Genomic DNA, 24,540 nt, shown 5'->3' with positions numbered 1-24,540 from the left:
TACGCGCTGCTGGCACAGACCTTATTTCAGTTCACGTACCAATCGCATACCAACCAGGGTGTACCGAGTGCTCTGCGAGTTCCAGTTGCGGTATGAGCTTCGCGCATACAATGGCCACGTGTGCCAGGAACCACCGCGCCGCACGCGTACCGAGCCGTTAGACGGCCCTTTTGGATCATTGACTGGCGAGATCGCATAATAGCCGTCGTCATACCAGTCAGCCGTCCATTCCCATACGTTACCGTGCACATCGTAAAGGCCAAACGCATTTGGAATAAAGCTGCCAGTCGGCGCGGTAAATGGATAGCCATCCGATTCTGCAAGCGCATAGCTTTTCCATTTATGCCAGAACTGCACCGCGTCGGCATCGAAGATGTTTGCTGACTTTAACAGCGACTGCGGTGCGTCGCCACTGTGATAGCGCGTGGTCGTACCGGCGCGGGCTGCGTATTCCCATTCGGCTTCGGTTGGCAGGCGATAGGTAACTTGTTCCTTTTCGCTAAGCCATTTGCACATGGCGACTGCATCGTTCCAGCTTACGTTAACGACAGGATGATCGTCACTCTGTGCGAATCCCGGATCACGCCATGAGTATTTGGGATCACGCCCCTCAAATGCATCGCCGCGTACCGTTTTGTCCGAGTCATAGTCGGGGTTGTAACCATACCCGCCTGTACCGTCAGCCTCGGACTCCGGGACGTAGCCTGACTGTTCGATGAAGCGACGAAATTGCCTGACCGTTACTTCGTATTGGCCAAGGTAAAACCCATGCGTGATCCGTACTTTGTGCACAGGCGCCTCATCGCTCAGGTCCTTCAAACGTTTTTGATCGTATTGGGGGTAGGACTTGGCGAGTGCTTCCGGCGACTCATCGCTACCCATCATGAATTCACCGGCGGGGATCAGCATGAACTTCATGCCTAGTGAGTTTTCAATCTGGGTTGGTGGCGAAGGGACTGGCGCTGCAATAGACGAAGAAACCGCAGACAAACCGGCTGTCAACCAGAATAGCGAGAATGCTGTTCGTAGAAACATAGGCATGCACCCGTATGGAAACCTGCGATAGACCGTAATCTATGCTGGCACAAGAAGGTCTCTGGCGCAATATCCTTGAAGTCTGGAAAGCTAAGGCTTTGTGCCCGGTACGTATCGACGCAAAAAAGCTTGGCGTAGGCGATGCAGTACTGAGTGCACAATGAATCACGGACCGGCGGCGCTCAACGAGCTTCTTGTTGGTCGCTATCCACCGGAAAATGCCAACCGACTGTAAACGTAAAAAAGCTCGCCTAAGCGAGCTTCCATTCATACTGATGCATCCACCTGCCAAAGACCCATGCTATCTGCATGGTGCCGCTGGCATCATTGTCCGACAACCCATGCTATCTGCGTGGTGTCATCTTTATCTGTTCTGGTTGCACCGTTTGCCGTTGAATTCGCAAGAGCGATCTTCTAGGGCTGTTGAATTCGGGGTTTTCCCGCGCATAAACTTGCGCGAGGAAATTTAGATCACGCGAATATTGCTCGCCTTTTCGCCTTTGGGGCCAGTGCCGCGGTCGAATGACACGCGCTGGTTCTCGGACAGGCTTTTGAAACCGTTGCTCTGAATGTCCTGGAAGTGCGCGAAGAGGTCAGCGCCGCCGCCATCAGGAGTGATGAAGCCAAAACCTTTGGAATCGTTGAACCACTTTACCGTACCAGTTTGAGTACTCATGTTATTTCCTTGTTTGAATAGTTTGAATAGACAGGGGCATATGCCCGCAGCACACTGGAAACCAAGATATGTAACCGAAGGGAGTCAAACAGGGATCGCTCTGGAGAAGAGCAACACGGGAAAGAGACCAACAATAACGACGACTTGATGCAAGTGCAGAGCCTACTATACAGACTAACGCAGGATTGACCTACACAATTCTGCGTTTATTCTTAAATGCCTTCTTGCTGATCTGAACTATTCCTAATGTTCAGCTTAACGAAAGGAATAGGTCGGGGCCGGTGGTACAGTAAGCAATTGCGCAACAGCACTGCGCAATCTCTCTTCGCTTCGTTTCAGTCTGGACTCACTGCCGGTTGTACTAAGTTCCAGATCCGGAAAATAAACTCGCACTGTTTTTGTTTCAGTAAAGAGATCGAGACGGTGAGCATGTTGAAGACCGAAATCTTGTCCCAGATCCCATTCGCACTTAACAATGGACAAGCCTTTTTCTTGGCCGATTGCGATTGCTTTTGCGGAGAGGGCGTCGGCCCCAGCCTGACGGTTGATGCTGGCATGATGGTTTTGTTGCATGACTACTGACTCCAATATTGACGCCTGACGCCTGATGGCTGCGCTGTTGGATTAAATTGACTGACGATGTTTAAAAAGATGGTGAATATGTATTTCACGTTCACATCGTCAGGCGAGAATATGTTCGCGGGCAAGTCCGCACTCTCTTGCATATTGTGCCAGTGCCGCCTGTTTGCAAGGTAACGATTTCGCTATTTGATGAGGCGTCGCAAGCATCTTGCGATGACAGGCGATAAGCTCATTTAGCAGATTGACATCCTGAAGCAGAAGCGATACTGCTATGCAAGGTAATCCGCAGTTTTATTTTCTCCTACTTCGCATCACATTTCCGTTTGGAGCGGCCTCCGTGACTGTTCTTGTTTCCGTCAAAATCAATGACGGTATTGTAATGGCGACCGATAGCGCCAGTTCTTTTGCCAGCGGCATGATCTATCATAACTCACGAAAGATTGTGAATCTGCGTGAAGGACTTCCCCTTGCTGCAATGGTGACGGGAGCCGGCGGAATCGGTAACGAATCCATGGATACTTTGTTGAAGGACTTGCGGCATCGATTTACCGGACACGATCCGGCGCACAAGGACTGGACCATCGATCCGGGCGATTACACCCTAGAAAACATTGCAATGAGGCTACGCCGGTTCTTGTTCGAGGAAAAATCTCTGGTGCATGGCGCGACGACCTGGACTAAATTTCGCCTGTGCGGCTACTCGGCGGGGCGGTCTCTGGCAGAGGTTTGGGAAGTTAACCTGATGGGTGAAAATTGCCCGCCACCATCGTGTATCCAGCATGAACAGGAATTCGGATTACGCTGGGATGGTGAATATGAGGCGCTGGACAGGCTGGTGTTCGGATTGGGAACCCGGTTCAATGAGTCGGCCATCCGCCACGGTCTTTCTACGGAAGATGCAGCGACGCTCAGGGAAAAGCTTGTGCCGGATCTCTATGAGCTATTGTTCATCGAAGCCATGCCGATGCAGGATGCGATTGATCTGGCCCGTTATCTTGTCGACACCACCATCGGCTTTGTAAAGTATTCGGTTTCCCGCCCTAAAACCGTCGGTGGTCCGATCGAGATTGCATCAATTAGCAAGCATGGAGGGTTTCAATGGGTACAACGCAGGGGTGAGGGGGCCAGCAATTAGAGTCATTGTCCGAGGGCGTTTCAAGAACAACGAACCAATGCGTTACTCCGCGCGATGTTGATCAGACGATAATTTCATGATTGTGTCCACATCGGATTTCGCATTGAACTGTATCTTGCCCTCCTTGTATAACACGCCACCGATTTTCGAGAGCACTTCAAAGTTTTCTTTTGATAGCTTACCGCGGGAATCAGCCAGTAGTTGCGCGAGCGCCAGGATAACGTCGTTGAGCGGGGCCGTTTCGGAGGGTATCTTGTCCGCCTCCTGGCGGAAGATGTCCAGTATTTCGTCCTGAGTCATGTTGCCTCCGTTGGATGTATTGAATGTGGCGACGATATAGCAATACTGCTCAACAGACGTGCGAGTTTTGCAGTGTCCAGCGGTTTAACGAAGTGATGATCGAATCCTGCGGCAATGGACTTTTCCTTATCACGCTCCTGGCTATAGCCGGTTACGGCAATTAAAACCGAAGTACATGTTTCCGGCATGGCGCGTAAGCGACGCGCAAGCTCGTGGCCATCCATATCCGGCAGGCCGAGATCAAGCAGGCAGACATGCGGCAATGTTGCCCTGGCACGCTCTATCGCATCGGCAGCAATGTACTCAACGGATACAGCATGTCCGGTCGCACCCAGAAACATCTCCAGCGTGTTGGCGGCGTCTTTGTTGTCGTCCACCACCATGATCCGTAACGGTTGTGTGGAATGTCGGGCAAGTTGCTGTGTCGCCTCGCGTGTAATTGCGGCCTCCCATTGTATCGGCATACGCGGCAGGCGAACGGTAAAGGTGCTTCCTTTACCTGGTCCCTCGCTGTAGGCCCCGACCTTGCCGCCATGGGAAGTGACGAGGTTCTTGACAAGTGCAAGGCCCAGTCCCAATCCTCCCTGTGACCGGTCTGGTGTTCGTTCGGCCTGGGCAAACAGTTCGAAAACACGTGACACCATTTCCGGCGCCATGCCGATACCATCATCGGACACGTCGAGCGTAACTTCCTCCGGGTGAATCTGTAGACGTACAACGATGTTGCCACCTTCCTGCGTGTACTTCGATGCGTTGCCCAGCACATTAGCCATCACCTGTACCAGTCGCTTCCGGTCGCCCACTACGGGAGCCGGATCAGGCGAAAGGTGAAGCGCCAGATGATGTCTGCGATGGGCGATCAGCGGGCTCACCTGTTCAACTGCTTCCGTCAGAATATCCCGCACATCGAGCATTTCCTTTTGCAGTGTGATAAGTCCGCGTGTCACGCGTGCCATGTCCAGAAGGTCATCGATCAGGGTCGTCATATGGCCTACCTGACGGGCGATGATCTCGCTTGTCTGCAGTACCCGCTCGGGTTGGGAAGATACCAGCTCGAGCAGGTTTGCCGCGGCACTGATTGGAGCAAGCGGATTGCGCAGTTCATGCGCCAGCATCGCTAAAAACTCATCCTTTCGCTGATCTGCGATACGCACCTCATATTGACGCAGTCGCGCACGCAACGCGGACCGTGCGGCACTGATCAGGGTTGATGTGCGCACCGGACGCTCCAGCAGCGTCAGATTACCCAGACGTTCGTACGCGCCCTTGATCCATGCCGATTCGCCACCTGGTTTAGTCAGTACCAGTATGGGTAGATCAGACCAGGTGGGTTGCGTAAAAAAATACGCGCTCAATGGTTTTGACGGACCTTCGGGCAGCGCTTCTTCGACAGTCAGAATCGCAGCGGCACCCTTATATACTTCGCTGACGAGTTCGGTGAGACTGGTACAGACAAAACAGTCGAGCCCCGCATTTTCCAGGACATTGGACGCGAGCTCGGTGTCCCTGCCAAAGGGCATGCAAAGCAGGATACGACGTTCGACAAAATTAGCCATGCGACTGCAAGTTCTTATCTTCGGTTTCGGGATCACCGACCAGTTTGGGTACCCCCGTCAGCACGCCATGAAAATGTTTGAGTACCGGGCCGATTTGGATCCCCTCTGAAGTAATGCTCATCGGACGTATGGTGCGCTCATGCTGGCTTCCGCGCTTTTTGAACACGGAAATCGCTTGCTGGACTTCTCCGAACGCTTCGAAATATCGCAGCAGAAGCACGTTGTCCGCGAGATAGCTGGCATCGACATTGGTGCTCATGTTCCCGCCGAACATTCCCTGTTGTACGCCGATGAGAAGCGTCACCACGCCACGCTGACCGAGGTAGGTCAGCAGCTCGTGCATATGGGTGGCAAGCATTTTTTCGTTCGGCATTGCTTGAAGAAAACCGTTCAGGCTATCAATGACGATAACCCGGGCGTTTTGGTCCGCCGAGCGACATACGAGATGCACAAATTCGCCCGGCGTCAATTGTGCCGGGTCCACTTGTTTTAACGTCAGCTGACCAGATGTAAGATAAGCGCGCAAACCGATCCCCACGTTATCTGCACGGTTCAGAAAATTGGATGCGGACTCTTCAAAGACAAACATGGCCGCCTGATGTTGCTGTTGCAGGCAAGAGAAGACGAATTGCGCCGCAAGTGTCGATTTGCCTGTGCCTGGCGGGCCTGAAATCAAGGTACTGCTGCCTTGTTCGATACCTCCGCCCAATAAACTGTCCAGTTCCTGCAAACCGCTTGAGAACTGCTGCGGGTTTCGGGTCTCTCGCGATTCGGCTGCAATCAGGCGCGGATACACCACGATGCCACCTTGCCGAATCTTGTAATCATGCAATCCTTCGCGAAACGCAACGCCGCGGTACTTCAGGATTTCCAGCCGACGTCGTATGCCACCGTAGTCGGTTTGCATGCGCTCAAGTGAAACGACGCCATGGGCAATACTGCGTACTTGCAGATCCCCATCGCTTGCCGTACGGTCGTCAAGGAAGATCGTCGTACATGAGCGGCTCGCGAAAAACTGCTTAAACGCGAGCACCTGGCGTCGATAGGCAAGCGGGGTTGAAGCGAGTAACTGCAGCTCCGACAGCGAATCCAGCACCACGCGAGTCGGTTGCAGTCTTTCGACAACGGACAGGATTTCTCTGGTCGTGGCACCGGTTTCGACGTCGCTCGGATGAAAAATACTGTATTGCTGGTCAGGATCAAGAATGCTTTCAGACGGGATCACTTCTTCGATATGGATGCCATCCAGTGACCAGCCGTGTGCCGCTGCGACGGCGCGTAGCTCAATGATCGTTTCTGAAAGCGTAATGTAAAGAACCGACTCGCCTTGTCTTGCGCCTTCTAACAGGAACTGTAATGCGAGTGTCGTCTTGCCTGAGCCAGGGGAGCCTTCCACCAGGTAAAGCCGGTCACGTGTAAAACCGCCATGCAGCACCTCGTCGAGGCCTGCGATTCCGCTGGACAAGAACGCGTCGGTGATACTGTTTTGTTGTGAAACCATGCATATTCTCTCTGCGAAGCGCCTCAGGAAGATTTCCTATTGAATTACATAGGAGTTCCTGCGCAAGTTGAGATCCCATAATACATGGGAATCCGTTCCAGCTTGGAATTGCCGTGTCCTCTGCTGGGCAAATAAACGCCGGCGAGCCCAAGCGGCGAGTCATTACCACGAGTCAGCACCACGCTAAGCCACCGTGACGAAGGCAAACGTATTTGCCGCGTCTGGCAAATTATTTTGCTTCGGAAGGGACCGGTAGTGTCCGCCACGCATCGTGAGGAACTCGGGCGACTACTTTCCAGGATGTTCCGCTCGGCCTGATTACTGCAGCTTCGCCTTCCGCAAGATGCGGTGGCCCGGCGACCGCCCGAAACGGCGTGCCGTGCCCTACCACCCAGACGTTGGTGTTGTCCGGCACTGGCATCGATAATAGTCGCTTCAAGCCGGCATAATCATCTCCGTTATTTTCGCGAATTTCGACTTTTGGTTCTGCGCGCATGAACGCGAGCCTAGCGGTCTCCATCGTCCGGCAATAAGGGCTTGCGAGCACGCTCCCGACGGGGAGCTTCAGGCGTTGGATGTGCTCGCCGATGCTCCGTGCCGCTTCACGTCCCTCATCGGATAGCATTCGTTGGTTTGAACAGTCTTCGTAACTCTTCATTGCGCCATCCAGCTTGGAAAAATCCGTTGCCGTATGTCGAAAATAGACGATATATCCACCACGCCTCAATTCCTTGACCAGATTGCTGCTATCTAATGCAGCTTCACCTTGCGGCGCAGACGATGACTGGTTTGCGATCGTACCTAGGCCAAGTGTCCGTTCGTCTGCGGCGTGCGAGTTGTATGCAAGTGACATCGCCAGCAAAGCAAGAAAATAGATCTTCATAAATTCGTCTCCAGCAGAAGGATTTTCCTTAAGAAAATAAGTTCCTGTCGAAAACAGTTATTTCATGTTGCACGCTATTAATAGCAATTCAAGCTGAAGACACTGCTTTTTTCGAGAACGCCGGTATCTGACTGGAAGCACATTGGTGAACAACGCTCAGCACAGGAAGTGTTTGTAGGTTTGGCCGGGCGCTTCGACGAAACGGCGGCACGTGTCGATCTTGTCAGGCTGGGTGAGATTTTCCAGCAGATTGCCCGGTTATCCTTTCCTCTTATTGTCGTTGGTTAGTACTTCTCCGTAGAGATCGCCCCGACGTGGGAAGGCGCTGCAGCGCTGAAAGTGGTTCTCGACCAGTTGCCCAGGCCGCTCTGGGTAAGCGCTTATGACAGCGCTAATGTGGGGCCAAAAGAATTTGCTGCGAAGCTGGACGCATGGCTGCCATCCGACGTCGGTGTGTTCTTTCAGGATGGCGTCGGCGTGCACGCACGCACCGCCGGTGTTGCGCGACAGTACGCTGATGTGATTACTGCGCGCCTGGGTAACAAACGCGTGAAAATAATTGCCGAAGCGTTTCGCCCTACTGCCAGCGGGCAATTTCGTCCTGCCACCCCCGAAGAAATTCGTGAACAGCTCGATGCTTATAAGGGATACCCGGTTTACCTCTTCGATGGGCCGCATTACGTACCGGCAGAAACAGTCGAAGCGCTTATGCATTGACGCTAGCCGTTCATGACGGTCTGCGACGCGATGCCTGGATACTAACTCATTCAGGGAGCGTTGGTTGTTTGCCATCGCGGAATTCCTCGGAGCCTATTTTAGTTGGCGGAGTTGTCAAGAAGGGCAATGACTCATAGGGCCGGAAGCGGTAGCATCGTCTTATTGCTAACCGAGAATATTTTATGAGCAGTGATCAACTTCTTACGACAGTCTTCGTCATTATTATTAGCGCAATTCTGGTGTACGTCGCCGGTTATTACAGTGGACGGCTGCAAGGCTATCGTCAAGGCCTTGATAAAGGAGAAACGCAGTCCGGAAAAGTGCAGCACCTGAAAGGGATGACGGATGGTTATGTGATGGCACTGCAGCATACCCCTGCGCAGCGCAATGAATACATGAACAACGTGCTGTTAAAAATCGGCGCGAGCACGCCGGAGGCAATTGAAGCTGAACGCCGGCGTCGCTTCCAGATGCAAATGGAAAGCTGACGGTAAGGTCAACGTCAAATCAAGCGCGATCTGGAATTGCTCAACTCCGGCAGCGAACGATTGCCTCTTCAGCATCATGCAAGCAGCCGTTGCCGAAGTGGCTTTCGTTGCCGCCAGAAAAGGACAGCGATCCAAATGCGTCGCCTCTTGTTCGGACGCCCGCTCTAATGTGAAGGAGCCTGTCCTTTGTATTGATCTAAGGTCTGTGCACGGCTAATCGTAAATAATGGATAATTTTCAGGACAAGGCCATGTCAACAAAATCCAGGCGGTCTTGTCCCCAGAACATGTCCGAGCCGACAAAGAAAGTTGGTGCGCCGAATACTCCGCGCGCAACAGCTTCCTCCGTGTCACTTTTGAGCTTTGCCTTCACCTTGTCGTCCTTGATCAGCTCAAGGAAAAGAAGAGGACTGATTCCTGCATCTTCCAGGACTGCGGCTACTTCCTCCGGGTTGCCAAGGTTGCGTGGGTGTTCAAACATCGCGCTGAATATCGCGGACAGATAACGATGAAATTCTTCATCGCTACGCATTTGCATCGCGACTGCGCCGCGCATCAGTTGCAGTGTATTGATCGGGAAATGCGGATTGTGATTGAACGTTACATTGAAGTGCCTTGCCCACCGCTCAAGATCGACTTGCGAGTACACCGCTTTTAGCGGCACGGTAGCCGGGCTGGCATTGCCGGTCGCCTGGAACACACCACCCAGCAGCATGGGACGCCATAGGATGCTTGCTTTCCTGGCTTGCGCAATTTTCGGCAATTGATGGTAGGCGAGGTAGCTGTAAGGGCTGCCGACATCGAAGAAAAATTCTATGGTTTTCATTTTTTATCCTGTCTTTGTCCTGTCTCATGAACCGAGGTGAGCGTTACCGGGATTCTTACCAGCGCTCCATCCAGGGACGCAAGTCCAATTCGTGGGTCCACGCATCGCGTGGTTGCTTATGCAAGTGCCAGTAGTTCTCCGCAATGTGGTCAGGGTTGAGGATTCCATCCTGATCCTTTAAGTCATAACGTTCAGGAAAGTTATCACGGATGAATGCGGTGTCAATGGCACCGTCGACGACGACGTGCGCGACGTGGATGTTCTTCGGTCCTAACTCGCGTGCCATACTTTGTGCCAATGCGCGCAATGCGTGCTTGGCACCGGCAAACGCGGCGAAGTTGGCTGATCCACGCAAGCCGGCAGTGGCGCCGGTGAAAATGATGGTACCGCGCCCACGTGTCACCATTCGTTTCGCGACTTCGCGGCCGACAAGGAAACCGCTGAAGCAGGCCATTTCCCAGATCTTGAAGTATTTGCGTGCGGTCTCTTCCAGGATGCTGGAAGGTACGTTGGCGCCGATGTTGAATACCATGACTTCAATGGGGGCGATATCGCGCTCAATGTCATCGACCAGTTTAACGACTTCGTCTTCCTTGCGCGCATCCGAGCCGAAACCGTAGGCTTGTCCACCGGCTGCCTGAATTTCGTCAATAAGTGGTTGCAGCTTGTCTGCGGAGCGCCGTGTTACGCAGGTGATCAATCCTTCTTTCGCGAACTTTCTGGCGATGGCACCGCCGGTCGATTCGCCGGCGCCGATGATCAGCGCTGCCCTTTTAGTTGTTCCGCTTTCCATATTTGCCCTCGTTGGTTTTGAAATAACGATCGTTACGATAACGAACGTTATGCTACCATTCTCGTTGTGTCAAGCGACTTCATGGACAAAATACATGCGATATAAGCCCGGCCATAAAGAGGAAAAACGCAGGGAATTGCTGAAGATCAGCGGTGGGCTGGTCAAGAAGAGCGGCTTTGCTGCGACAGGAGTCGATGCGTTGATGCAGGCCGCCGGCGTGACCAGCGGCGCGTTTTACAGTCACTTTTCATCCAAAACGGATTTGTTCAAGGCCCTGATCGAAAACGAACTCCTCGCGAGCCGTGAAATGTGGGCCGGCAATCCACATGAAACTGCGGAAGAATGGATCGGTTTTGAATTGGACCGCTACCTGAACCTTGCCCACGTCAAGCACCCGGAAGCGGGTTGTGCGTTACCTTCGCTTGCCGCCGAAATTGCGCGGGCGGACGCATCGGTCAGGGAAATATACGAAAAAGAACTACTCAAGGGGCAGCAAATCCTTGCCCAGCGCTTGGGCAGCGACGATCACGCGTGGGCGTTCATTTGCCAGCTTGTCGGTGCCATTCTGGTCGCGAGAGCAATGCCGGATGAGACAATGCAGCGCACTGTCATCGAAGCAAGCAAGCGCTTCCTGCAAGATGCGGTGTCGCAGCGCCACGTCAAGAAATCTTCCTGAGGTCCTCAGGATACTGTCCGTATTTGCAGATAATCGGCAGGCAATTGAAAAGGAAACAGATGACTGTACAGACTCACCAAACGCCCGTGCATGTGCTCGATGCCGCCGTTGCGCTCGCGCCGGAAGGCGACGACCGGTACACCGGCCACACGCATCCTGCCTACGGCAATATGGTTGGACCATTTGGCGGTGCCATTGGGGCGACGCTGCTCAATGCGATCCTTTGCCATCCGGCTCTTTTGGGGGACCCGGTATCGCTGACCGTGCATTATGCCGCGCCGATAGCGGACGGTCGCTTTACAGTTCATGCAAGGGTGATGCGGACCAATCGCTCTTCACAGCACTGGTTTGTCGAGCTGATTCAATCGGAGCAGGTCGCAGCGTTTGCCACTGCGGTCACTGCAATCCGACGCGACACTTGGGGCACGACCGATGCCGTATTTCCGCAAGTTCCTTCGCCTGATACGCTCGCACCGGCACCTGCCATTCCGCGAGCGGCCTGGACAGCGTGTTATGACATGCGCTTTATCGATGGTGCGCCGGACGCAGCCGATACGGGCAACCATTCTTCGCAGTCGCGACTATGGATCCGTGACCAGCCACCGCGACCGCTTGACTTCCTGTCGCTGTCGGCAATCTGCGATGCATTCTTTCCACGTATTTTCGTGCGGCGGCCAAAGTGGGTGCCTATTGGCACCGTGGCACTTACAACGTACTTCCATGCCGACGCCGAGCAGTTGCGTGCGCAAGGTATCGCGCCGCTATTAGGCGTGGCACGCGCGCTTCACTTCGGAAAGGGATTTTTTGATCAGAGTGCTGAAGTATGGAGCCCTGACGGTGCCCTTTTGGCGACAAGCCACCAGGTGGTGTACTTCAAAGAATAGACTTGCGTGACACACGGCGACTGGTGTCAGACCAGCACCGCCATGTTGCCAGGTTTATTACCCCTGCACTCCGTTTTGGTCGTGGTTCCAGCCGGTTAACCAGTGGGAATACGGAACGAGTGCCGAGCTGCGCTTGGAGCGTGCTTCGGAAGTGGCAATCAAGGATTTCCGCGGTAAGTTAAATACGTCCGCATAAGCATCGGACAGCTTTAGATTGATCGGAGCACTGCGTTTTTTCGTTGCTGCCTTAGGCACGTTCAATGCAAAAAGAGCGACGAAAAAATCTCGTGCGGTACGGGCGACGTTCTCGGTGTATGAACTCGACGAACCGATCGTTATGGTAGTCATGGTATTCCTCCTAACGAAAATAAATTACTAAGCCGTAATTATAAGGACATCAGTGATATAAAAGTAGTGCTCTGTATTTATAACTCTTATTCGTTTTGGATATATCACTTTTGTCATCATGGGTGAGCCCGCATCCAGCAGGCCGGCGTAAAGTCAGAGAAGTCGATGCCGTACAGGTAGCGTGATAAAATTTTGGCATGATCATCCGACAGCAAAGACACATCGCCGCATGGATAGCATGTATTGCTATTGTGCTCACATCACTGATGCCTGCCCTGTCGCATGCCCTGTCCCTGTTGAAACCCGCGAAGCAGAACACGTTCAGTTTCATTACTGAAGTATGTTCGGTCACTGGCACCAGACTTCATGTTGTCGACGCCTCCATCGCATCCACCGCGCGCGTTGAAAAGAGTTCCGGTACGCATACAGATGGAACGAGCCTTGAGCACTGCCCCTTTTGCCTGACCCATACAGGCTCTGCCGACCTTCCTCCGGCGGAGCACATCATCTTTCCGATGCAACTGAGCGCAACGGTCCGGCCCGCACTCTTCTTTCATGCGCCCACACCGCTTTTTGCGTGGTCCGCCGCCCAGCCTCGCGCACCGCCTTTCCTGTCCTGAGCGCCCCAGCGCCCTTAACTGCTAACAAATAAAAACCTGTTAGCCATTCTTCATCAACATTTGTTCAAGCCGATGGCGCTTCAATGCGGCCGTGGCAAGACTTAAGCATCGCCTACACCTAGAGCGGTTTCATATTGATGTACTGTCGCCTCGGGCCGCCTTGCCGCGCCGGGCGGCGTTGCTTGTCGCTTGTGTGGCCCGCCACACGGCGCTCCGCGCGCCTTGCCCTGCACGCCAAATCGACCCGCTTCTCCGCACACCAATATGAAACCCGCTCTAAGGCTGTTGCTTCGCGCTCTTCGGGTGAACAATGGACAGGAAATTCAAACAACATGAAAAAGGTTTTAAATAATCACGGTGCATTGCGGCCGATGGCGGCTGCCATTCTTACCTGTCTAGCTGCGCCGCTGCAGGTACTGGCCCAATCCGGTGAGCAAACACTTCCGGCGGTTTCCGTCGAAGGGGTGCGTTCGGTTTCAGACAGGAATCAATACCCTGTGACGACGGAAAGCGTGACTGCTGACCAGGTCGCCGACACAGTCAACGCGGTGACCGTAGAAGACACCCTGAAATATCTGCCGAACGTCCTGGTACGCAGGCGCTTCATTGGCGATACGCAGTCTCCAATGGCGACGAGAACGACAGGGATCAATGCAAGCGCGCGCAGCCTGATCTTTGCCGATGGCATCCTGCTTTCTACGCTCGTTAATAACAATAACCAGAACGGTTCACCCCAATGGTTCATGGTGGCGCCGGACGAAATCGACCGGATCGATGTTCTGTACGGACCATTTGCCGCAGCATATCCCGGTAATTCCTACGGTGCCGTGACTGAAATCATCACGCGCATGCCCCGGCAATTCGAGGCCAGTGCAAAAGTCACCGTCGCAAACCAGGATTTCAGTCAATACGGCACCAGGGACCATTATCCTTCCACGCAAGCCAGCGTTAACTTCGGGAATCGTGCCGGCGCCTTGTCGTGGTGGTTCAGCGTCAATCATCTGAACAGCTTCAGCCAGCCAGTCACGTATCTCACCATCAACCAGTCAGCTACCGTCGCCACGGGCAGCGCTCCTGTACCTACAGGCGCCATTGCCGACCGCAATCGCACCGGTGCACCGATTCTGGTGCTTGGCGCCGGCAACCTGACCCATACCGTACAGGACACGGCAAAGCTTAAGCTGGCTTATGATTTTTCGCCTGCACTCACCGCTGCTTACACCCTGGGATATTGGCAAAACAATGCCGATGCTTCTTCGCAATCCTATTTGACGACGGCCACAGGTGGCAGCCTGTTCTCCAGCAACTCCACCGATCAGGCACGCTGGATGCAAGCTTTATCACTGAAGACGAGGAATAGCGGGCCCCTGAACTGGGAAGTCATTGCGACGCATTTCAATTACGGGAATGACCTTACACGGACGTCGACCGGTCCCTATCCGCTCGCACAGATTGCCGGCCCGGGACGTATTGCCGATGCAAGCGATACTGGCTGGACCACCCTGGATGTGAAAGGCACGTGGCGAGAAAAGGGGCGGGGAGCTCAGCACTCGGTCAGTTTCGGCGCACATGCCGACCAGTACAAGCTGGCCAATCCCACCTATAACACCAGCGACTGGATCAACGGCGACAAAGGCGACCTCTTCAGCGATTCGCGTGGCAGGACCCGCACCGAAGCTTTATGGGCGCAGGACGTCTGGCGGATTGCGCCGGATCTCATGGCGACGATCGGTGGCCGATATGAGCGCTGGCGCGCCTACGACGGTTTTAACTTTGCGACCTCGGGCACCGGCACGGGTTTCCCCGTGACTCAGCCAGAAGTGTCCGACAGCGGTTTTTCACCGAAACTGTCGCTGACCTGGCAAGCCACTAACGACTGGAGCATGACGGGTTCGTTCGGCAAGGCGTTGCGCTTCCCGACCGTTGGCGAGCTTTATCAGAATGTGCAGACAGGACAAAGCTTCACACAGGCGAACCCTTTCCTGAAGCCGGAAAAAGTACTGGCTGGCGAGCTGGCACTGGAACGCAGGACATCGGACAGCAAGCTCCGGGTATCGCTGTTTGAAGAGCATGTATCTGACGCACTGATTTCGCAGACGTCTTCGATCCCGGGCGTCGCAGTTCCCGTGTCGTTTGTGCAAAACGTCGACAAGACACGGCAACGTGGTATTGAACTCGTAGGGCAAAAGAAAGATGTGCTCATCAAAGGCCTGGAGCTCAACGGCAGCCTGACCTATGTAGACGCAAGGATCGTGGCTAACGCCGGCTATGTTGCGACGGCACCCGGCGCAGCATCCGTTGGCAAGCGCACGCCCTATGTACCTGAATGGCGGGCGACCGCCGTCGCAACCTATAAGCCCGATGAAAAATGGTCTTACACACTTGCCGGCAGGTATAGCAGCCGACTCTATGCGACAGTCGACAATACGGACATCAATCCGGCAACCTACCAGGGCTTCGAAGGCTATTTCGTTGCAGATCTCCGCATTCGGTATCAGCTTGACAGACACTGGAGTGCCGCCACCGGGATCGATAATCTGAACAATCGCAAGTACATCCTGTTCCACCCATTCCCGCAACGCACTTTGTATGCGGAGCTGAAGTACGATTTTTAGTGTATTGACCTGATCTGATTGAAGTGGAAAAAGGAAACTAAATCATCATGGAAAACATGAAATTATTAGTCCGCGCAGTGTCGACGTTCTTTTGTACTGCCTTGCTGTCGACCGTGCCAGCAGCAGGCATAGGGGCAGAACCCGCTGCACACGATCATGGCGGGAAAATCCATGGCAAGACAGCAGCGTCCGACCTCGGCACTTCCGCGGTGATTGACAAGGAAGGGCGCATCTGGGCTGTTACCAAGCAGACGGCCGATGACGGGCAGTACGTCATTCTCCAGTCATCGATCGATATGGGGAAAACCTGGTCATCCGCAAAACGGATACAGAAGCATCCCGAACCGGTCGCGGCAAGTGGTGAAGCAAGACCGCATATCGCCCTTGGCAGTAAAGGCGAAATCTACATTACCTACACCAAGCCGGTCGCCCGCCCCCATATCGGCGACATCCGTTTCGTGCGCTCCATTGACGGCGGCAAGACCTTCTCCGAGCCAGTCACTGTGCACACTAATCGCGATGTCATCACGCACAGCTTTGAAACCCTGCTGGTCGACCCTGAGGGGCGCATCTTCGTCACCTGGATTGACGGCCGCGATGCGGTCCTTGCAAAATCAAAGAAAGAACGCTACGCCGGCTCCGCCTTGTATTACGCAGTATCCCGCGACGGCGGCGCAAGCTTCAAAGGAGACTACAAGGTGGCCGATCACGCTTGTGAATGTTGCCGTGTCGGCATGGCTCTGGATCCGGGTGGTGCGCCGGTTGTGATGTGGCGTCATATATTCGAACCGAATATCCGCGACCACGCCATAGCCAGATTAAGTGTGGATGGCAAACCAGGGCCAGTGCAGCGGGTAAGCTACGACGACTGGCGCATCGATGCGTGTCCGCACCATGGACCTTCAATTGCATTCGGCGCCGATGGAACGCGTCATCAGGTCTGGTTCAATGGAAAGGAAGAGGGTGGCGGCGCATTCTACGCAATGGCAAGCCCATCCGGTGCATTAGCGAAGCCGGTGTCTCTCGGTGTCGCCCAGGTATCGCATCCCGATGTCGCAGTGCAGGGCAGGCAGATGGCGGTGGTGTGGAAGCAGTTTGACGGAAAATCCACGGCGATCATGGCGCGCGTGTCCGACGACGGTGGCAACAACTGGCGCGAACAGGAGATTGCACGCACGACTGCCAATTCGGATAAGCCACATCTCATTACGTCGCAATCAAGGATTGTGCTTGTCTGGCGGACCCAGAACGAGGGAATCCGGATTTTTCCGGTCATGCAGTGAATGGACTGAGATCACTTCGCGTTATGTGCGGCGCTGCTGATACCTCGGGACATGAATAAACACACAGCGCCCGCAACCATAAGGATTGCGGGCGCTGCTCGCTTGTTGACTACTGCAAACCAGGTTAGTGGATGCTCGACTGTCCGGGTACGCTGCCAAATCGAGCAGCATCGGATTCAGTAGCGGACATCGAACCTGGTCGGTCACTGTCCTCGGCTCCCGCGTTCGACAGGCCGCCTTTGACTCGTTCAGCTTCCTGCTTTGCGGCCTCTGCAACACGCTGTGCCGACTGTTTCACTGTCTCGGCCTGGCTCATTGCTGTTTCCTTTGCCTTGTCCAGCAGATCGTCGCGCACACTACCCATCAGCTCGTTTTCACGGCGTGTCGCTGGCACCGCGGCACCGATTGCGGCACCAAGAGCAACGCCCAACGCGGCGACTACAAGCGGTTGCTCGTCGAGCAACTGACCGAACTGATCTCGCGCACGATAATACTGCTCCTGCGAGCGCCTGCTCATATCGCTCATGCGTGCCTGTGCTTCCTCAGCAGTTTCATGAAGTCTTGAGCGTGCGGTCTGCCCGACCTGGGACACGCGATCCGTCATCGAGGAAGCAGAGCTGCCAAGCTTCTGGCCCACGTCGCTGACCTTTTCCTTGAGACCGCTGGCGGTATCGCTCGCCTTCGACGCCGCACGCTGCAGCATGCCACCCTCGGTATCGCCGGAATATCCGGCGTCATAGTTCTCGTAAGACGCGCCGCGATAGATTTCACGGGCATCGGGCGAATAGACAGATCGACGCATGGCACGGCGGGATCGCGGGTACGAATAGCTGCTGGTCTGCTGGCGGCCTGCCGCCATCAGCCAGGCAATGCCGACACCAATCAGGGCAACCGGAATCGGATTATCCCGCACCGAATTGACCAGATTGGCGCCAAAGGCACCGGGCGTGGTGGATAGTGCATAGTCGACCGCCTGATCCATCATTTCGCTTGGGGAAAGTTTGCGCTGAATGGCATCGACGGTAGAGCTGAAATCAGCGCGTGTGCGTTCGATGTCGCTCTCGATTTCTTCCGGACTGCGGTTATCAGTATCTTTCATTGCATCTTCTCCTGTGCGACGATTTTGTCCCGCTTGAGCGAGTCCATTGTTTTGTTTGGCATGAGGTTCTCTGCAGTCAGCTTGGAGCTGCCGCCTTTGAGCATCACGTATCCGATTACGACGACCACAGCGCCAACGATAAGCGGTGCGAGCCAGGGAGCCACTGAAGGTGGCAATATCATTTCCACGCCTTTCACTACGGCAAGCAGAATGATGAACAGGCCAGCTAACAGAATCGCGGCACCGATGGCAACGGATGTCAACGCAGCCTGGGCACTTCCAATCTTGGTTGACATCTCCGCGCGGGCGAGGGCGATTTCCTGGCGCACCAGGTCCACCATATCGCGCGTAAGATCGGAGAGCAGGGCTGCAAGCGACTTGTCACTCTTGTCGATCATCATAACGAGCCTCCCCCGGACCTGGAACCGTTCAGAGGTACTGTCCCGGTACTGACGCTACCGGCGCCCAGCGGCGCATCGGTTGTGCGGTCGGGTGTGCCATCTGCGCCGATCGGCTGCCGTCCACCCGCCATGGTCGACATGGTATCCGTGTCATCGGTCGCTGCAAACCGCTGGCGTGTCGCCGAGGTGGACATGCCCGATTGATACTGGCGATGCTCGGAAGAGCTCTTCAGAAAACGCGCCAGCAGGAAGCCGGCCACGACCGAGCCAACCAGGAAAGTACCGGGAGCGCGGCGTGCGAGATTCTGGGTATCATTAATCAGCGAATCGAGGTCCTTCTCGCGCAGCCGCCCGCTAAAGGATTCAAGCTGGTCTGCAACCATACCGACGTAGCGTGCGACCTGACCCTGACCTTGCCCTTCCAGGTGGCTGGCGGTACTCCGGATGGCAGTCGCGACATTATCGACCTGACTGACAGCCGTCTCCTTCTGCTCCTCGAATACCGTGCGGCCTTTTTCCTTTGCGCGGTTAGCGACGTCGCCTGCATACTGCTTGGCCTCGCTCGCAATCCGCGTGCCGCTCTCCTTGATAGCCTGCTTCGAAAAAGTCTTGTCCGAGCTCATGCCAGCAGTGCTGCCGGAACTCTGCGTATCCGAGGTCCTGCCGCTTCCTGTCGCTGTGGTTGCCGGTCCGCTGGTGCTGCCTGCGGTAGCTGATGGACTAGTTAGTGCACTAGTTGATGTACCCGCTGCACCTGCTGTCGGGGTCGACTGCAAGTGCTCGCCTGGTCCGGGCTGCAGCCCGCTCGCAATCGGGGTGGTCCCGTCCTTATTCTGGTCTGCCATCGCGTTCACTCCTGGTTAATGAATGTTGAGACCTCTATTAGATTAGAGTCTGAATCCGGCATACCCCTGCTTAAGCGTTCGACGATATAGGCAGAGATAAGCCGAGTCACAACATGTTAGAAATGCAAGTGCTCGATTAGTTCGAAGACAAGTATGCGTATCATCAGCAATTCGCTGATTACATAAAGCGATATGGTGATTACGGACGACACAGTGATTGCATTAACGGAATGTTTGCGATTGCAGCAAAGTGATAATGTCGTAAAATTGTACCCAAGCATCGTATTGCGACAAGGTAATAATCATTGACCTCCGTTCACGAAGCTCAATGGTTGTTGCGCTGCCTTTTACGCGATGACCCAATACCGGCAGGCAACGGCCGTGAGAACGAAATCAGATGTCGATCTGAGGAAGATGTTTTCGTTTATCTCTTTAGCGCCTTAATGAAGTGCCCGGGCATACACCCGTTAATTAAGCAGCTTTGGTTGAGCACGACTGCGTTTAGTACAAAGAATACTCACATTCATCTGAAGCGGCGAATGCCATGATTGCCGCCGCCGGGCCCTGTGAAGTCATCGCTCGCGCAAACGATACGGAGCGCGCCGAGAGCGGTCTACGCGCAAATCGACGAATGCTTGCTGCACGTAGCGCACGGATCTCGCAAATTCCTCGAGTTGCGGAACTTGTGACTCACTTATTCCGCATCCCTGAATATAGGCCACTCGGCCTTGTACGGTAATCCATAAGGTCGTATTGACAAACGGCCCGCGCTCGCCAGTTGCCGACATGAATTCTTTTGCGATGTCGGTATCATACATATATGAATTTTGGCGGTCGCAATCACCGGCAAGCCAGCAGGTGGTACCTTTCTCGGCTCTTTGGTGAGACTGATTCCGCATCGCACGTTCATCAACGAAAGGACCCGCCGGCACCGGGCAGTCAGGAACGTCCTTGGACACCTGAAAGAAAGGATCGTTGAACCAGTTGCGCAGTTCGTCTGCGTCTTGGCCGTAACAGGTCGAGACAAACATGAAAAACACCATAAGCATCTTCATCACTCTCATATCAGCGTCCGTTCGATAGATGCGACAGCAAGGATGCCATGCCAAAAAGGCGAAACGCGAACTCCGAGGGCAAGCAGCACAGTAGGCGGCTCACCAGGACTCGCGTTAAATAACTTTAAATATAACTGAATATCGGAATGGCGGAGATTGACCGCAGCCCGGCATTAGTGCGCTCTGCACGTCCGGATTTTTCCATGTCTGCTCTAGGCACTCGGCAACGTAACATTGTTAGAGTATGCATCTCGACCGTTCTGAAGTCGGAGTTTGATTCTTATTGCCGTATTTGACTTATCAACCAGAATATCGCCCTGGCAAACAAAGCCATAATCTAAAAGACTCTGAAGCGTAAGCACTTGACATCCTGCGGCTTCGATTGGCAGGCCGCTATCTGCATATTCAATCTGAAAGCTCGAGACGGAGGACGACAAGCCGTTGACTATGTATTGAATCTCGACCGCCGATCCGGAGTCATCGAGAACAGGCCGAGAGTGCATTAAAGTTAATAATCCGACGACAGATTCCGGAACCGGCTCATTAATCTGCTGTTGATAAAGTAGCGTTGGGATAGTAAGAAATTGGTTTCCTGTAACACTTGGACCTGGATTAGAGGATACTTCTACGGAAGTGTCGGTATCTCCAACATTAATGCCACAGGATGTAAGCAAACAAACCACCGCGGGCGCGAATGCACATAGTGCATACCGGATTGGAAAACATATTCTGGACATGGAAGTCTCCGCAAGCCTTCGTAAGGCAATATGCTCGCTCCCTGTTTGAATATTAGCGTCTCGTGCTGTTCAGCTACGTTATTCCGGACCCACTGGCCAGCCTTGACATATGTCATTGCTGCGATGAGCGGCTCGATAGTGAAATACGGAAAAACGGTGGTTAAAGGGATCGCAACGCCTTGTTTCTGTTTGCCGAAATTAACGATACTATCCTTCCCTTTGCTGCCAACTTTATGATGAAGATCTGTTACCTCGACTATGAAGCCGTCCTGCATGACGGCAATGTGCTGCGCAATCGCATCAAGGGCATGACTATCAAGACGCCCGGTCGTAGTTTTTTCGAATGGATGCCGATTCTCGACGACTTGCTCGCACCGTACCCGGACCTGAAGATTGTCTTGTCGACCACCTGGGTTCGCGAACTGGGGTTCAGTGAAGCAAAACATGAGCTTTCTGCATCGCTGAGGGATCGGGTGATTGGCTCCACTTTTCTGCATCCGAAAATAGTCAAAGCCGAGTTCGACACGATGTCACGCGGTATGCAGATCTGGGCTGATGTAGAACGACGCAAGCCGACACACTGGTTTGCGCTCGATGACGATGCATTTGGCTGGCCCGTCTGGTGTAAAGAGCATTTAATCCAGACGAGCGATCAATTGGGTTTGAGCGATCCTGCGGTGCAAGAACAGGTTCGCCAGAAACTCGCGGAAATTTATCGTTCAGATAGCGCAGTGTAAAAGGCGGTCAACTGTAGTGAGGCTCATTGCAAAGCTTAATGCGATCGATTTCTTAGCAGAAAGGGAAAGGTAGTCTTGGGCTAATAAGGTGAACTGGGCGTCCATGCCGATTACTTTGGTTAAAACAGAGCGATTTACTTCAAGGAGATAAAGTGGTGCCGATCGGTATCGGCCTATAGCACTTCACTGGAGATTTACCTTATCGTATGCGGTGATTACCCGGCAGCCGGGGCAGCCAATCCCCCGACAAGGAAGGCTGTAGCTTGTGTGAGAATTTCCTCCGGGTCGTTAGCGTCACAGATTCCACCAGCCAACTGGTCAAGCCGATGTGTATCGGAAAACGCATAAAGGTAAGCGCCCACCATGAGGGTTACACGCCAGTAAATGTCTTTTTTAGGTAGATGCGGCAACGCGGTGGAAAAGGCATCGACATAAGCCTTGGTCGATACATCATAAGCCTCGTTTCTAAGCTTATAGGAAATTTCTGGCGGCTCGGTATGCAGGCGTGCCTGCAGCCGGCTAAACGCTCTCCCCTCGGGGGTCGCCCGCAACGCCAGGGTCGGTGTCAGAAAGGCACGCACGATGTCGGCGACCTTAATCATTCCCCCACGACTTTTGAGCGTGTTGAGATTTTCCATTCGCGCGTCAGAGATCACACGTCCACGCCGCAGGAAGACTTGCTCAAACAGACCATACTTCGAACCAAAGTAATAACTGACCAGCGCCTGCGTGACGCTAGCCCTCTGCGCCACCTCACGTAGTGTTGTTCCGGCATATCCAAGTTCGGAAAAAGTGACTTCCGCTGCATCGAGCATCGTTTCACGGACGTTGTTGTTCTTTCCTTCGGGCCGTCCGGGGCCGCTGCGGGGCGCAATGTCCTTCTTGCCTTCGGGAGCGGGCTCTGCCTCGAGGACATTTTCGTGCAACATCTTTTTTTTCATTTTGTGGGTTTGTAGGGTCGACCTTCCGATTCTAGCAAAAGCCGGTTTGCCGTCCCTCTGCCAGGCGAGCTTTTTGTAGTTCAGGCAGAGATTTGCATCGCTTGGAGTTCAGCAATGAAATCGGCGAAGCTTCGGACATCGGCATACTTTTGTCCCATGTCAAACAAATTTGCTTCGTGCGGTGCCAGTGCGCGATCACCGACACAGTCGGACAGCACGACTGGCCGGAACCCATTTGACATGGCATCGACCACACTGGCGCGAACGCAGCCGCTTGTCGTAGCTCCTGCGACGAGCAGGGTATTGATTGAACGCTGCGCCAGCCAAGGTGCAAGCCCGGTGCCGAAGAATGCCGACGGAACGGTCTTTCGCACAACAAGCTCGCCAGGAGCCGGCGTCAGTTCCGGCACGATGGCACTAATAGCGGCATCCTCCTTGAGGGTCTGCATGCCGGGCACTTTGGTCGAAAACACCGTTGCGTCGCTGCCATCATCGGCGTAAACGATACGGCTATGCGCCACCGGCCAACCGCGCTTTCTCGCTTCTGCCAGGACGACGGTTGTTGCGGTGATCGCTTCTGCAATATTGCCGCCGCCGAACACTGCGGGGTCGGCGAATCCATTGACGAAATCCACGATCACGAGACCGATGTTGCCTTTGATCCCCAGCCGCTCGCCAAATCCCTGGCGCCGATAAACCTGTTCTTTGTCTTCCACTTTCAGCATTGTTGTCTGACCGTTCATGCCATCTCCTTGTCGAGAACCTTGCCATTCTTTACCACGGCTTCACCATCAAGGCGTACCGTGCATCCGCGCAGTGGGATATCTATATGGCAGGCCGTGGTCCGGCTGCCTCCCGCCTCGTTATTCGGTCCGAGGGAAAACAGGAAATTTCCTTCATATGCGCGGGCATCCATACCGATGGTCTGTTCCCGGTCATAAAGGGACAGTGTGGACCAGCGCGCCCTCGGCTGCAGTCCCCAGCCGATATGAGAGATGGCGTAAGCTTCCGGATCATCGAATGAATTCATGTAGTCCCGCAGCAGTTCAGCATCCAGTCCTCCCTCGATGCGGGTCACGAAACCGGCTTCCACCGTCAGCTCGATTGCCGAGGAAGCATACGACTTCTGCGGCAGCAGAATGTCGCCCTGGTCGATCACGATGCGCCCGTTGGCCTTTCCTTCATTGGGCCAGGTCAGAATGAATCCGCTTGGCCAGTGGTCCCACTTGCCTGGTTCGTCGACGAAGCCGTATTCCTGGATCGCCGGATACTCACCCAGTGGGCAGCGCAGATCCGTCCCTGCCGCGGACGTAATGTGCATTTCTCTGGCGTCCTCAAGCTTCCGTGCCGCGCGCGCAACACGCGCCTTGTCTTGCGCAGTGGGTACCATCCGTACCAGTACTTCCGGTGGTTCGACGGCAAGCAGAATCTTGGTGCCCGCCTTGAGCACCTCATGCTGCTCTGCGGAAAACAGAAGCGTCATCAGGTCGAGTACCAGGTCGCTTTCCTTCAATGCCGCGATGGCCGAGCGATTGCCGGTCAGGGGCGTCGTGCCCAGATATGCAAGGCTGTCGCGGCTGAGTGATTTCTCGCCATTCACCGGGAGCAAGTCCAGCCGGTTGACCGTGGCACCCATAAGGCTCGCCGCGGTGATTGCCGTGGAAAGCGTCTGCGGATGGGTGTTGGCGCTCGTCAGCACGGTGACGTTGTCACCCTTTTTGAGTTGGGACAGTGTCAATACCTGTGTCCATGCGTTGATCAGTTCAGAATCACTGATGGGCATTTTGCCTCCTTGTATAAGTGTGTTT

At 54.3% G+C, this 24,540-nt stretch carries 26 protein-coding genes; 9 read left to right on the top strand and 17 right to left on the bottom strand.

What is annotated here, in order from left to right:
* Positions 1 to 21: 21 nt before the first annotated feature.
* From ACFQUU_RS13440 to ACFQUU_RS13430, 3 genes are all read right to left on the bottom strand, one after another.
* On the bottom strand, positions 22 to 1,035 hold the full coding sequence (locus tag ACFQUU_RS13440) for a formylglycine-generating enzyme family protein (protein ID WP_382247862.1): 1,014 nt from the start codon (positions 1,033 to 1,035) through the stop codon (positions 22 to 24).
* Between the two features lie 466 nt (positions 1,036 to 1,501).
* Complete coding sequence (locus ACFQUU_RS13435; RefSeq protein WP_057291949.1) at positions 1,502 to 1,711, bottom strand: cold-shock protein; 210 nt, start codon at positions 1,709 to 1,711, stop codon at positions 1,502 to 1,504.
* A 255-nt stretch (positions 1,712 to 1,966) separates the two neighbouring features.
* Positions 1,967 to 2,284: a hypothetical protein gene (locus ACFQUU_RS13430; RefSeq protein ID WP_382247860.1), complete on the bottom strand. Its 318-nt coding sequence runs from the start codon at positions 2,282 to 2,284 to the stop codon at positions 1,967 to 1,969.
* A gap of 346 nt (positions 2,285 to 2,630) precedes the next feature.
* On the opposite strand from ACFQUU_RS13430, the gene ACFQUU_RS13425 reads away from it, so the two are divergent.
* Complete coding sequence (locus ACFQUU_RS13425; protein ID WP_382247858.1) at positions 2,631 to 3,428, top strand: hypothetical protein; 798 nt, start codon at positions 2,631 to 2,633, stop codon at positions 3,426 to 3,428.
* A gap of 42 nt (positions 3,429 to 3,470) precedes the next feature.
* On the opposite strand, the gene ACFQUU_RS13420 is transcribed toward ACFQUU_RS13425, so the two are convergent.
* From ACFQUU_RS13420 to ACFQUU_RS13405, 4 genes are all read right to left on the bottom strand, one after another.
* Positions 3,471 to 3,728, bottom strand: coding sequence for a hypothetical protein (locus ACFQUU_RS13420; RefSeq protein ID WP_057291951.1), 258 nt, complete (start codon positions 3,726 to 3,728; stop codon positions 3,471 to 3,473).
* A complete protein-coding gene (locus tag ACFQUU_RS13415; protein ID WP_382247855.1) occupies positions 3,725 to 5,284 on the bottom strand; it encodes an ATP-binding protein in 1,560 nt (519 codons plus the stop codon). Before ACFQUU_RS13415 ends, ACFQUU_RS13420 begins: the two co-directional genes overlap by 4 nt.
* Positions 5,277 to 6,785, bottom strand: a complete 1,509-nt coding sequence (locus ACFQUU_RS13410; RefSeq protein ID WP_382247853.1) for an ATPase domain-containing protein — start codon at positions 6,783 to 6,785, stop codon at positions 5,277 to 5,279. The genes ACFQUU_RS13415 and ACFQUU_RS13410 overlap by 8 nt, the downstream gene beginning before the upstream one ends.
* Positions 6,786 to 7,014: 229 nt before the next feature.
* Positions 7,015 to 7,668: a histidine phosphatase family protein gene (locus ACFQUU_RS13405; RefSeq protein WP_382247851.1), complete on the bottom strand. Its 654-nt coding sequence runs from the start codon at positions 7,666 to 7,668 to the stop codon at positions 7,015 to 7,017.
* A gap of 339 nt (positions 7,669 to 8,007) precedes the next feature.
* Here ACFQUU_RS13405 and ACFQUU_RS13400 point away from each other — a divergent pair, with 339 nt between their 5' ends.
* Both ACFQUU_RS13400 and ACFQUU_RS13395 read left to right on the top strand, forming a co-directional pair.
* Positions 8,008 to 8,385 carry a hypothetical protein gene (locus tag ACFQUU_RS13400; protein ID WP_382247849.1) on the top strand — a complete coding sequence of 126 codons (378 nt, stop codon included), beginning with the start codon at positions 8,008 to 8,010 and terminating at the stop codon, positions 8,383 to 8,385.
* Between the two features lie 182 nt (positions 8,386 to 8,567).
* Positions 8,568 to 8,873: a hypothetical protein gene (locus ACFQUU_RS13395; protein WP_382247847.1), complete on the top strand. Its 306-nt coding sequence runs from the start codon at positions 8,568 to 8,570 to the stop codon at positions 8,871 to 8,873.
* 237 nt (positions 8,874 to 9,110) lie between these two features.
* Here the strand turns inward: ACFQUU_RS13395 and ACFQUU_RS13390 are convergent, their stop codons facing one another.
* Both ACFQUU_RS13390 and ACFQUU_RS13385 read right to left on the bottom strand, forming a co-directional pair.
* Positions 9,111 to 9,698, bottom strand: coding sequence for a 2-hydroxychromene-2-carboxylate isomerase (locus ACFQUU_RS13390; RefSeq protein ID WP_382247845.1), 588 nt, complete (start codon positions 9,696 to 9,698; stop codon positions 9,111 to 9,113).
* Positions 9,699 to 9,753: 55 nt separating this feature from the next.
* Positions 9,754 to 10,491, bottom strand: a complete 738-nt coding sequence (locus ACFQUU_RS13385) for an SDR family oxidoreductase (protein WP_382247843.1) — start codon at positions 10,489 to 10,491, stop codon at positions 9,754 to 9,756.
* Positions 10,492 to 10,585: 94 nt separating this feature from the next.
* On the opposite strand from ACFQUU_RS13385, the gene ACFQUU_RS13380 reads away from it, so the two are divergent.
* Both ACFQUU_RS13380 and ACFQUU_RS13375 read left to right on the top strand, forming a co-directional pair.
* Positions 10,586 to 11,167, top strand: a complete 582-nt coding sequence (locus ACFQUU_RS13380) for a TetR/AcrR family transcriptional regulator (RefSeq protein WP_382247841.1) — start codon at positions 10,586 to 10,588, stop codon at positions 11,165 to 11,167.
* Positions 11,168 to 11,226: 59 nt separating this feature from the next.
* Positions 11,227 to 12,051 carry an acyl-CoA thioesterase gene (locus tag ACFQUU_RS13375; protein ID WP_382247839.1) on the top strand — a complete coding sequence of 275 codons (825 nt, stop codon included), beginning with the start codon at positions 11,227 to 11,229 and terminating at the stop codon, positions 12,049 to 12,051.
* A gap of 57 nt (positions 12,052 to 12,108) precedes the next feature.
* On the opposite strand, the gene ACFQUU_RS13370 is transcribed toward ACFQUU_RS13375, so the two are convergent.
* Complete coding sequence (locus ACFQUU_RS13370; protein WP_382247837.1) at positions 12,109 to 12,399, bottom strand: hypothetical protein; 291 nt, start codon at positions 12,397 to 12,399, stop codon at positions 12,109 to 12,111.
* A 197-nt stretch (positions 12,400 to 12,596) separates the two neighbouring features.
* On the opposite strand from ACFQUU_RS13370, the gene ACFQUU_RS13365 reads away from it, so the two are divergent.
* From ACFQUU_RS13365 to ACFQUU_RS13355, 3 genes are all read left to right on the top strand, one after another.
* Positions 12,597 to 13,019 carry a DUF2946 domain-containing protein gene (locus ACFQUU_RS13365; protein ID WP_382247835.1) on the top strand — a complete coding sequence of 141 codons (423 nt, stop codon included), beginning with the start codon at positions 12,597 to 12,599 and terminating at the stop codon, positions 13,017 to 13,019.
* A 332-nt stretch (positions 13,020 to 13,351) separates the two neighbouring features.
* Positions 13,352 to 15,634: a TonB-dependent receptor gene (locus ACFQUU_RS13360; RefSeq protein ID WP_382247833.1), complete on the top strand. Its 2,283-nt coding sequence runs from the start codon at positions 13,352 to 13,354 to the stop codon at positions 15,632 to 15,634.
* A gap of 56 nt (positions 15,635 to 15,690) precedes the next feature.
* Positions 15,691 to 16,917, top strand: coding sequence for a sialidase family protein (locus tag ACFQUU_RS13355; RefSeq protein ID WP_382247831.1), 1,227 nt, complete (start codon positions 15,691 to 15,693; stop codon positions 16,915 to 16,917).
* A 124-nt stretch (positions 16,918 to 17,041) separates the two neighbouring features.
* Here the strand turns inward: ACFQUU_RS13355 and ACFQUU_RS13350 are convergent, their stop codons facing one another.
* From ACFQUU_RS13350 to ACFQUU_RS13335, 4 genes are all read right to left on the bottom strand, one after another.
* The gene (locus tag ACFQUU_RS13350) at positions 17,042 to 18,016 is read right to left on the bottom strand and encodes a DUF3618 domain-containing protein (protein ID WP_382247829.1); all 975 of its coding nucleotides are present in this window, start codon (positions 18,014 to 18,016) and stop codon (positions 17,042 to 17,044) included.
* A complete protein-coding gene (locus ACFQUU_RS13345; RefSeq protein ID WP_200960956.1) occupies positions 18,013 to 18,417 on the bottom strand; it encodes a phage holin family protein in 405 nt (134 codons plus the stop codon). The genes ACFQUU_RS13350 and ACFQUU_RS13345 overlap by 4 nt, the downstream gene beginning before the upstream one ends.
* Positions 18,414 to 19,262 carry a hypothetical protein gene (locus ACFQUU_RS13340; protein ID WP_382247826.1) on the bottom strand — a complete coding sequence of 283 codons (849 nt, stop codon included), beginning with the start codon at positions 19,260 to 19,262 and terminating at the stop codon, positions 18,414 to 18,416. Before ACFQUU_RS13340 ends, ACFQUU_RS13345 begins: the two co-directional genes overlap by 4 nt.
* Positions 19,263 to 19,834: 572 nt before the next feature.
* Positions 19,835 to 20,317, bottom strand: a complete 483-nt coding sequence (locus ACFQUU_RS13335; RefSeq protein ID WP_382247824.1) for a BON domain-containing protein — start codon at positions 20,315 to 20,317, stop codon at positions 19,835 to 19,837.
* Between the two features lie 970 nt (positions 20,318 to 21,287).
* On the opposite strand from ACFQUU_RS13335, the gene ACFQUU_RS13330 reads away from it, so the two are divergent.
* Complete coding sequence (locus ACFQUU_RS13330; protein WP_382247822.1) at positions 21,288 to 21,791, top strand: HAD domain-containing protein; 504 nt, start codon at positions 21,288 to 21,290, stop codon at positions 21,789 to 21,791.
* 215 nt (positions 21,792 to 22,006) lie between these two features.
* Here ACFQUU_RS13330 and ACFQUU_RS13325 read toward each other — a convergent pair whose 3' ends face one another.
* The 3 genes from ACFQUU_RS13325 to ACFQUU_RS13315 form a co-directional block, all read right to left on the bottom strand.
* Complete coding sequence (locus ACFQUU_RS13325) at positions 22,007 to 22,720, bottom strand: TetR/AcrR family transcriptional regulator (protein WP_382247820.1); 714 nt, start codon at positions 22,718 to 22,720, stop codon at positions 22,007 to 22,009.
* 92 nt (positions 22,721 to 22,812) lie between these two features.
* Positions 22,813 to 23,475 carry an isochorismatase family protein gene (locus tag ACFQUU_RS13320; protein WP_382247818.1) on the bottom strand — a complete coding sequence of 221 codons (663 nt, stop codon included), beginning with the start codon at positions 23,473 to 23,475 and terminating at the stop codon, positions 22,813 to 22,815.
* Positions 23,472 to 24,515 (bottom strand): 2,5-dihydroxypyridine 5,6-dioxygenase, encoded by a 1,044-nt coding sequence (locus tag ACFQUU_RS13315; protein ID WP_382247817.1) that lies wholly within the window; start codon positions 24,513 to 24,515, stop codon positions 23,472 to 23,474. The genes ACFQUU_RS13320 and ACFQUU_RS13315 overlap by 4 nt, the downstream gene beginning before the upstream one ends.
* Between the last annotated feature and the right edge of the window lie 25 nt (positions 24,516 to 24,540).

Source organism: Herbaspirillum sp. GCM10030257 (genome assembly GCF_042666555.1).
Lineage (GTDB): Bacteria > Pseudomonadota > Gammaproteobacteria > Burkholderiales > Burkholderiaceae_D > Noviherbaspirillum.
This window is presented reverse-complemented; position numbering and strand designations above follow the sequence as displayed.